Origin of the sequence: Desulfofundulus sp., from assembly GCF_049701015.1 — a bacterium.
In the GTDB taxonomy this organism is placed as follows: Bacteria; Bacillota; Desulfotomaculia; order Desulfotomaculales; family Desulfovirgulaceae; genus Desulfofundulus.
The window spans coordinates 1-9,277 of record NZ_JBNATZ010000039.1 but is presented as its reverse complement, the minus strand read 5'-3'; the positions used below and the strand labels follow the sequence as shown (position 1 = coordinate 9,277).

Sequence of the window (9,277 nt, the reverse complement as noted above, 5' to 3'; positions counted from 1 at the left end):
CGAACTGTCAACGCCGCCGCTCATGGCCACGATAACCCTGGGTTTCATATTTTCACCCGTTCTTTTTGCTCAGGTAATCCTGGATGGCCGCATGCAGAGCATCAGCAGCCAGGTTTGAACAATGCATTTTCTGGGGAGGCAGCCCGCCCAGAGCTTCGGCCACCTGCTTGTTGCTCACGCGCATGGCTTCTTCCAGGGTCTTCCCTTTAACCATTTCGGTTACCATGCTGCTGGTGGCAATGGCCGCCCCGCAACCAAAGGTTTTAAACTTGATGTCTTCTATGATATTATCTTTTACTTTAATATAAATTTTCATGATATCCCCGCACACCGGGTTACCCACCTGGCCCACACCATCGGCATCGGGAATTTCTCCCACGTTGCGAGGATTGGTAAAATGGTCCATTACTTTTTCGGAATACACCCCGGTACCCCCTCTCAAGCACGACAGGAATGACTGATCCGGCAACCGTTACACCGGTCGGAAAGGGCAAATTCCGTCTCCTGATCGAGAGGAGACATGGCCCGTAACCTTTGCACAATCGGCGGCATGACCTCCAGGAAGTAGTCGATATCTTCTTCCGTATTATCCCTGCCCAGAGTGATGCGGATGGAACCATGGGCCACCTCGTGAGGGATTCCCATGGCCAGCAAAACGTGGGACGGCTCCAGGGAACCGGAAGTACAGGCCGAGCCGCTGGAAGCGGCAATACCCTGCAGGTCCAGGCTTAACAGCATGGACTCGCCTTCAATAAATTCAAAACAGAAACTGGCATGATTGGGCAAACGTTTCGTTGGGTGACCCGTAAGACGCACGTGATCTATTTTTTCCGTCACCTCACGGATCAACCTATCCCGCAACCTGGTGAGGTAGGCCGCTTCCTGCTCCATATTGGCCATGGCCAGCTCCGCTGCCTTGCCCAGGCCGACAATACCCGGAGTGTTCTCCGTCCCCGCGCGGCGCAACCGTTCCTGTGCGCCACCATGGAAGAGAGTCTGTCTCCAGCGAGTGCCTTTACGGATATAAAGTGCACCAATGCCTTTGGGACCATAGATCTTATGCCCCGAGATGGTCAGCAGGTCCACGTTCAACTCGTCAACATTAACGGGAATTTTACCAAAACTCTGCACCGCATCGGTATGGAACAAAATACCTCTTTCCCTGGCCAAACGTCCTATTTCGGCAATGGGCATGATGGTACCCACTTCGTTGTTCGCATGCATGATGGTAATTAAAATGGTCTTGTCGGTAATGGCGGCAGCCACGTCTTCCACGCTTACCATGCCGTACTTGTCAACCGGCAATATGGTAACGGTGAACCCCTGTTTAGCGAGGGCTTTTACGGTGTTGAGGACGGCATGATGTTCTACAGCGGAAGTAATAATGTGGTTGCCGCGGTTACGGTTGGTATAGGCTACTCCATGAATGGCCATGTTATCGGCTTCCGTACCGCCGCTGGTAAAAACAATTTCGGAGGGATTGGCACCTATGGCCGCGGCTACCTTCTCCCTGGCTTCTTCCACCGCCTGCCGGGCCTTCTGGCCGAAGTAATGCAGGCTGGTCGGATTGCCGAAATTATCCTTTAAAAAGCGGCACATTTCCTCCACCACTTCAGGGTGGACAGGAGTGGTGGCACTGTGGTCAAAATAGACTCGACGAGTCATACAAGCATAGCCTCCTCCTCTGTGGTCAAAGCTCCCTTGTTTGATGGATCTTTTCGGCGTCGCGGCACATATCGGCCAGGCTGATGGAATCCAGCACCTCGGCGATACTATCCCGTACCCGGGCCCAAACAGTACGGCTGATGCAGTAGTCAGCCTGGTCGCATTCCTTCGGATCCACTTCTTTGACGCATTCCACCGGCGCAATGGGTCCCTCCAGGGCCCGGATTATATCCCCCACCTTAATCTTCTCCGGTTCCCGTGCCAGGATATACCCTCCCTGGGCTCCCCTGACACTCTTGACCAGACCGGCCTTACGGAGCCTGGCAATCAGCTGTTCCAGGTAGTGCTCGGAGAGGTTTTGTCTTTCGGCCACACTCTTCAAAGGTATGGGTTCCGTCCCGTAATGCTGAGCCAGATCGAACATGGCCTTTAGACCGTAATGCCCCCTGGTGGACAGGCGCAAATCGTCACCTCCCCCGGGTTATGAATCCATGTCCAAATCATACTAAATTAGTCGGATTTCCCGGTATGATTTTAACACATCCCATTCAGCAGTGTCAATAAAAACCGAGTAAAATGCTAAGAATTACTTTTCCTCACCCTGCCCGGAAGGCTCGTAAAATACCATACCCGCCAGTTCCGGGGGGAGGTACTGCTGGGGCACGTGGTGGCCGGGGTAATCGTGGGGGTACTTGTAGCCTTTTCCGTGGCCCAGCGCGGCAGCACCGGGATAACTGGCATCCCGGAGGTGTACGGGTACCGGGTGGGACCTCTCCTTCTCGACGACGGCCATGGCCCGGTCAATAGCCCGGATTACGGAATTGCTTTTCGGTGCCCTGGCTATGTATAGTGCGGCTTCCGCCATAATAATGCGGGCTTCCGGTAGTCCCACCCGCTCCACGGCCTGGGCCGCGGCAGTAGCCACAAGGAGAGCTCCGGGATCGGCCAGGCCCACATCCTCAGCCGCATGGATCATCATACGCCGGCAGATAAAGGCGGGATCTTCCCCGGCATAAATAAGTCGGGCCAGCCAGTAAACAGTAGCCTGGGGATCGGAACCCCGCATACTCTTGATGAAGGCAGAAACTACATCATAGTGTTCATCTTCCCGGTCGTATTTGAGTACCGGATTCCCCGAAGCCTGTTCAGCCACAACAAGGTCAATGCGCCGTATCCCCTGTTCGCCGGGAGGAGTGGTGAGCACTGCCATCTCTAAAAAATTCAGGGCCGCCCTGGCATCGCCGTTGGCCGTCCGGACGAAATGCCGCAATGCCTCAGGCTCAATCTCCACCCGGTACTCCCCAAGACCCCGGTCCTTATCAGCAAGCGCCCGCTGCAGAATGCGGTAAATGGCTTCATCGGACAGAGGTTCCAGGCGGAACAGCTGGGAGCGGCTTAAAAGGGGGCGGTTGACGGTAAACATGGGGTTCTCCGTGGTAGAACCGATCAGAGTAATTAAACCATTTTCCACCCAGGGGAGGAGGGCATCCTGCTGAGCCTTATTGAAGCGGTGAATTTCATCTATGAACAGGATTGTTTTCTGGCCGTAACAGGCACGCCGTTCCCTTGCCTCCTGAACCACCCGGCGGATATCGTTTACCCCGGCCATGACCGCGTTGAGACTCACAAAATGCGCCCGTGTCATGCGGGCGATAATGCGGGCCAGGGTGGTTTTGCCCGTCCCCGGAGGGCCCCAGAGGATGATTGAGCGCAGCAGGTCAGCTTCGATGGCCCGGCGCAAGGGTGTACCGGTACCCACCACGGCAGCCTGCTCTTCGAATTCGTCCAGGTTTACGGGGCGCATCCGCTCTGCCAGGGGAGCCTCCCGTGCCAGCGTGCGTTCCAGGGACTGTGTGAACAGGTTGTCCATTAAAAACTCACCTCAGAATAGATTATACTAAAAAATCGCCGGTCAAACGTGACTCCGGCGATCACAATGTGTGTGCGGGTAAGAAAACCTATAAAATCGAGGATTGACACGTGACATCAAGAGTTTCATCCGGCAGCAGCAGGGACCGGGGAACTGATTGATTTTCCAGCTCGGGAAGCTCCAGCAAGCCTGTTTTAAAACCATAAAGAATAGCCCGTGTGCGATTGGATTGACCCAATTTGCGAAGAATACTGCTGACATGTGTTTTTACAGTGGGTTCACTTACATATAATTTCTGTGCGATTTCCTTATTCGAGTAATTTAAAGCCATCAGCTGCAATATTTCCAACTCCCGAGCGGTAAGCAACCCCATTATCTCTTTATTCTCTTTATTCTCTTTATTTTCAGACACCACAACAGCCTGCATAGCAACACTGTTCTCCTGAGATAAATTGCTATGGTTCCAGCAAAAAACACCAGCCTGGCAGATTAATTCAATCGAACTAACAAGATTCGCCGGGAGCATATAACGGCTCAACACGCCGCCTATACCGGCCTGATACGCCATGTAAGCCAGCCGCGGGCTGCAACCATCACTGATCAGAATCAGCCTCGAACCGGGACAAACTTTTTGCAGCTCGTTGACCAGGGCCAGGATGCCCTCACCCTGCCCGCGACAGCAAATCAAAATTATTTCAGGTTGCTGCCTTAAGGCTTCTTCTTTCACATCCTGGAGCGCAAAGCAACCTAGAATACAGAAACCATCCCGCCTGCACAACACTGCCGCCACAGCCTGCATGCCATCAACATCTTCCCCGGCCAGAATTACACTCAGTTTTTCCAAACATGCACCACCCCCTGAAAGCATTGGTAAAAAAATATAACCGCCCCTCCTTTAAGTGGCGGTTGCGCTACTGGCTCATGATAACCCAAGCGCCCAGGATACAGGTTACCACTCCTCGCCCCGACTTAACCATATACGACATTTTATACCTTTTACTAACATTTATGACTCTGGTTACCATTTTACTTCCAGTATGATTGTCACATAGTTGACAGTATCAGTCAATACAGGTTACTACAATCTAGCATCTGTTATTGCTGGTTTATGGTCAATAGCTTGTTAATTCTCTATTTATTGAACCTTCATAATTTCTTTACATTGTTGTTATATTTTCCTGCCGCAAAGGCTCCCGACCTGCTACAACAGGCTCGGCAGTCGCAGCCTGGGGCAACCGGTACACATATGCTCCGGTTTTGTCCAGCACATAGAACACCGGCACCTGGGCAGCAGAAACAACAGGCCTGTATATCACGGGCTTGCTTAACTCATCGGCAATCCGTACAAGGTCTTCCATGCTTTTAACAGCAATCAACCCATCATCAATCTTTATTTCACCATCAACAAGAGCGATGCGCTCGCCGTACTTTTTAAGAATTTGCCTTATTTCCTTCTGCAGCGGGGTCTCCGTCTTTTTTACCCCTTCAGTAAAAACCAGTAGCAATATCAGCAACAGCAAACTTGCTCCGGTAAGTATGCCCGCGTTGATTAGTGTCCCGCGGCCGGTGCCTGCAGGAACCTTCCTGGTAATTTGAAGGGCACCGGGTTCTATTTTCAGCAGCTGTCCCCCTATTTCAAAAGCTCTGCTCCCAACCGGAATCACCATGGTTGGGGTAAGATATTCCCTCACCGTTCCCCTGCCGGTTACAGCTTCTATGGCTACAGCCCATTTAACGGTGAGCCTGATTTCATCCGGAGCCAGTTCTGCTTCCCTGTTCACCCTTTTGGCAAAATCGTAATACTCGCTGAAGCGAATGGGAACTACCTGCTGAATAGCCATCTCTTTACCATTACCTGCAAATGGCGTCCTGGGTTGTAAAATAAATTCCCGTTGCCAGAGGCACTTATTTTGTTTTTCCCTGGTTGTTAAAGCTTCCATTATACCAGTAACCTGGTAGCTGCCGTGAAACACCGCTTCCTGGTCACCGGTGAACCTGTAGGTAAAAAATGAATTGATGTAATCTACAAAGTTCGAAACGTACACTTTACCTGCTCCCAGTGAATTTCCCTGATAAAGTTCATTAGGCTTGAAATAAACCCTGTAGTCCACTTTCGCTTCCTGGCGGTAGGTATAAACCGGAAAAGCTTTTTTCACGTAACTAACGCAGGTCAGGCCCCGGTACAGGAAAATCAAGCCAGCAATCAGACAGGCCAGCGCTGCCCCTATCAACAACAAACGTAGAACTTTATTCATTCGCAACTTCATAGCCACATCCCCACTTTAAAATTCCGGCCCCCGAGGCGATATACCCCCGCTAACGGTTTTAATCACCAGCGCCGCCCAGCCGATCTCAGGTATAACCCGGATAACCCGACCGGCCACCTGTTCCGGGCTGACAGGATCAGCATCCGGTGCTTTGTTGGCGTCACCCTTCGTTATGTAGACCTTTGTCCCCCCGACTTCTTGTACCTGAATTACCCGGTGGGTGATGCGCACGTGACCATGCCTGAACTGAATTATTTCTCCGGCCTTCACCTCCTGAACCGGAGATAACTTTCGCACCAGGACAACATCCCCCTTCTTAAACAACGGCTCCATACTGCCGCTCAATATCACCGATGGATACCAGGGGAAGAGCCCTGCGGCAAACCAGACCAGTAAAACGGAAACGACGCTCGTCAGAATCCAGCTCCACGGGTTTTCCTTTTCCAGGGCACCTCGCCTAACTTCCCTGGCCTCCGTCGCGTACAACCTCTGCACCAGAACAAGGCTGAAAAAAGGTACAAAGGTACACAAACAGGTGGTAGTTGTCCACTGCAAATCGGGCAGCACCGGGCAGAACCAGTGGAAAGCCTGAATTAACCCGCGGTAAATCAGTGAGGGTACCGGACCGCCCAGGTAAGCAAAATAAGAGGCCACTGTGCTTTCGGCCAGCGCCGGTAAGAATATACCTCCGGTAAATTTGAGCAGCTCCAGGCCCGTCTTAATGGCGGAAAGTTTGCTCAAAGGCAGGTTGAAAAAAGCAAATAGCAAAGAGAAAAAAGCCAGATGCAGGAAAGGTCGCTTTCCAGCAAGGCTATTTAGCAGATAGGCACGCGAGAACTCCATGCCTCCCAGCCTAAAACCCACATAAAAAATGTTTAAAAGAATACCCGCCGGGGTGAACGAATAAGGACTTTTGCCGAAACCATCCACCATGCCGCCGGCCACCTGCAGGAGAATATGAAAGCACGCACATATAGCAGCCAGGTAATAAAGGAACACGCGAATTCTTAAACGACCGGCTGCACGTGTACGCGGCCACCACCAGACCAGCCATAAAATGGCACCCCATAACAAAGGAAGCAGCAAATAGGTTTGTATAAAGCTGTTTTTGAACATAACGATTTTCATGTTCTGAACACAGAAAACAACGCCCAGAGCACCGAAAAGTACCAGACAACGTAATCCTGCGTTTTTACTGGCATAACAGCGTGCAGGCATCCTGCCGGTCGCCTCCAATCCCATGGTAATTACCAGCTTGAGCTACCAATATTCTCAATTCTGCTTCATAGAGCCTTCCGTAGATACGGAAGATGGTTTTTCCGCTGTTAATTCTGGCGGTACCGGCGTCGGTAAGGCCGGTGCTGGTGTGGTTGGAGCGGATACAGTCTGCGGTGCGGCCGCCGGATTACTCGACGTAAAGATCACCGGAGGAGGCGGTTCAGATGTCAATGTTGCAGGTGTGACAGCCCCGGCAGCAGGTACCGGCTCCTCTACCGCCGGTGATGATAGGCCGGGTCGAGGCGAAGCCGGGATCGCATCGGACGGCGCCTCAACCGGCAAACCGGCAGGCACCGGCGTGGCCGGAACAACAACTTTGTTTTCCTGTGCCTTTTGCACGTGTGTTGGCGGCCCGGGCTGCGTCCACCTGCCGGTTTTTATACACCCGTTAATTTCCATTCCCTGGCGCCAGGAGGCCATACCACCAGGCAGCAGAGCCATAGCCAGCAACAGGCTGGCTGATATAACTGCTATTTTTTTCATCATCATCTCATCTCCCGGTCTTTTAAACAGGAGAACGGGGGGACAGAATCTTCAATTCCTGCCCACCCCAATAAAATGTGCTATCCTGCTGTAGCGGCTACAGGTTCCACTGTTTAAAGTTCATCTGGAGAGTAAATCCAAGGGACCGGTTCTGTATTTCACGCGGTGCATTGTCTGCCAGTTTAATACAGATACATTTCACATCGTCACTCCCGGCCACTACACTGTTGCCTTCACTGTCGGCAGCACTGCCGTCAGCTTCTAAACTGATCCAGCCACCGGGCTTTAGAACGATGGACCTTAAAACAGAAGAATTGTTGAGGCAGGCTGGTAGACTGGCAAACGGTTGCCAGGGAAACTGGACAAAACCGTAACTCCTGGCAGGCTCAGGTCCCGGGCCATCCTCATCATATCTGAGCCAGCACCAGGATAACAAGTACGGTATCAGTGGACTGCTTGGTTCGTCGAAATTAAGGCTGGCCGAATCGAAACGAACGGGAATAGTACCCTGGTTGGTCATCTGGACGTCGATCCAGACTTTACCTCCGGGATACAGATTATCTGCATTCACCCGCACGGTTGCAGGGTCTGCTTGACTGATAGAGCAGTTGATAAAGCGATCGGCCCTTATGACCTGCCTGGTGAAGGCCACATCGGCATTACCTGTATTAACCATCTCGTTTATGGTTAAATTTCCGCCCCAGACCGCGAAACAGACACCGGTCAGAATGGCTGCCATACAGAGTCCTGCCACTAAAATACGCAAACTCTTCATAAAACGCACCCTTCCCTGAAAAAGGCGGGCATAAATACCACATTAAACCCGCCCGGGTGGGGAGGGACTCCCCCCACCCGGACAAGATCAAAAATTCTAATGTGCGTTAAACTGCGAGACATCAATTTTAGCGGTAAATGTATAAGTCGTGTGCTGTTCAGCACCATCACCAACTTTTACTGTAATCGCGCCGGAAGTATTACCTCCCGGAGCGAGATCGTTAGCACCACCAAAATCGTCGGTTACTGTAAGAGCTTCTGGAACACCAGTAAAGGTAAGGTCGCTGACATCAACGGGAATAGTGCCATTGTTGGATACCGTAAAAGGAACACGGGCCTCGTAACCGGGATAAGCATTGTTAACAGTAATAGCTATTGATTTCCCATCCTCACCAGCTGTAGCTGTAACATTAGCAACATCCAGTCCTTCCGGATCATTATCAGATACCGTACCGGGGGCAATAGAACTATCTAACGTACCAGTCTCTAAAGTTGCATTACCAGTCAGGGTATTACTCCAGGCTGCGAAGGCCGCACCCATCAGTGCGAGGGCCAGCAGGAGAGCCAGGCCTATGAATTTGACTTTCTTCATAAAAGAAACCTCCTAACTTTTGAGTCTCTTCTTAAATTTTCCAAACTTCCCACCTGTTTCATCTCAAACCGCAACTTACGACTTCTTTAAAAATCTCTTGGCAACCACCCCCATACACCTTTCAATAACACGCTGTTTTTATAGCTTACTCCACGGCATTCCACTGCCGGAAGGTCAGCCCCACTTCGAAGCTGTAGTTATGGTTCTCCAGCACGCTGCCCACCTGCAACCACATATCGCCTTCCCGGCTGTCACCGCGGCCATCGATAAAACCGGCGGAGGGATCCAGCACCACCTCAACGCCAGGCTCGCTACAGCTGAAGTACGTCTCGTAATGTACGGGTACCG

Annotated in this window: 11 protein-coding genes; 1 reads left to right on the top strand and 10 read right to left on the bottom strand. The window is 51.7% G+C overall.

Features of this window, described 5'->3' with window-relative positions:
• Positions 1-52: 52 nt before the first annotated feature.
• From nifU to ACPLUI_RS04190, 7 genes are all read right to left on the bottom strand, one after another.
• Positions 53-424 carry a Fe-S cluster assembly scaffold protein NifU gene (nifU, locus tag ACPLUI_RS04220; protein ID WP_424659024.1) on the bottom strand — a complete coding sequence of 124 codons (372 nt, stop codon included), beginning with the start codon at positions 422-424 and terminating at the stop codon, positions 53-55.
• 14 nt (positions 425-438) lie between these two features.
• Complete coding sequence (gene nifS / locus ACPLUI_RS04215; protein ID WP_424659023.1) at positions 439-1,665, bottom strand: cysteine desulfurase NifS; 1,227 nt, start codon at positions 1,663-1,665, stop codon at positions 439-441.
• 25 nt (positions 1,666-1,690) lie between these two features.
• Positions 1,691-2,128, bottom strand: a complete 438-nt coding sequence (locus tag ACPLUI_RS04210; protein ID WP_424659022.1) for an RrF2 family transcriptional regulator — start codon at positions 2,126-2,128, stop codon at positions 1,691-1,693.
• 123 nt (positions 2,129-2,251) lie between these two features.
• Complete coding sequence (locus ACPLUI_RS04205) at positions 2,252-3,535, bottom strand: replication-associated recombination protein A (protein ID WP_424659021.1); 1,284 nt, start codon at positions 3,533-3,535, stop codon at positions 2,252-2,254.
• Between the two features lie 88 nt (positions 3,536-3,623).
• Positions 3,624-4,379 (bottom strand): LuxR C-terminal-related transcriptional regulator, encoded by a 756-nt coding sequence (locus ACPLUI_RS04200; RefSeq protein ID WP_424659020.1) that lies wholly within the window; start codon positions 4,377-4,379, stop codon positions 3,624-3,626.
• 313 nt (positions 4,380-4,692) lie between these two features.
• Positions 4,693-5,790: a DUF5305 family protein gene (locus tag ACPLUI_RS04195; RefSeq protein WP_424659019.1), complete on the bottom strand. Its 1,098-nt coding sequence runs from the start codon at positions 5,788-5,790 to the stop codon at positions 4,693-4,695.
• Positions 5,791-5,817: 27 nt separating this feature from the next.
• Complete coding sequence (locus tag ACPLUI_RS04190; RefSeq protein WP_424659018.1) at positions 5,818-7,044, bottom strand: signal peptidase I; 1,227 nt, start codon at positions 7,042-7,044, stop codon at positions 5,818-5,820.
• Between the two features lie 13 nt (positions 7,045-7,057).
• Between ACPLUI_RS04190 and ACPLUI_RS04185 the strand changes: the two genes are divergently transcribed.
• Positions 7,058-7,657, top strand: coding sequence for a hypothetical protein (locus tag ACPLUI_RS04185; RefSeq protein WP_424659017.1), 600 nt, complete (start codon positions 7,058-7,060; stop codon positions 7,655-7,657).
• Positions 7,658-7,660: 3 nt separating this feature from the next.
• Here the strand turns inward: ACPLUI_RS04185 and ACPLUI_RS04180 are convergent, their stop codons facing one another.
• From ACPLUI_RS04180 to ACPLUI_RS04170, 3 genes are all read right to left on the bottom strand, one after another.
• Positions 7,661-8,302 carry a hypothetical protein gene (locus tag ACPLUI_RS04180; protein WP_424659016.1) on the bottom strand — a complete coding sequence of 214 codons (642 nt, stop codon included), beginning with the start codon at positions 8,300-8,302 and terminating at the stop codon, positions 7,661-7,663.
• Positions 8,303-8,434: 132 nt separating this feature from the next.
• Complete coding sequence (locus ACPLUI_RS04175) at positions 8,435-8,929, bottom strand: hypothetical protein (RefSeq protein WP_424659015.1); 495 nt, start codon at positions 8,927-8,929, stop codon at positions 8,435-8,437.
• Between the two features lie 145 nt (positions 8,930-9,074).
• Positions 9,075-9,277 (bottom strand): hypothetical protein (locus ACPLUI_RS04170; protein ID WP_424659014.1); only part of this gene is annotated, 203 nt, incomplete at its 5' end.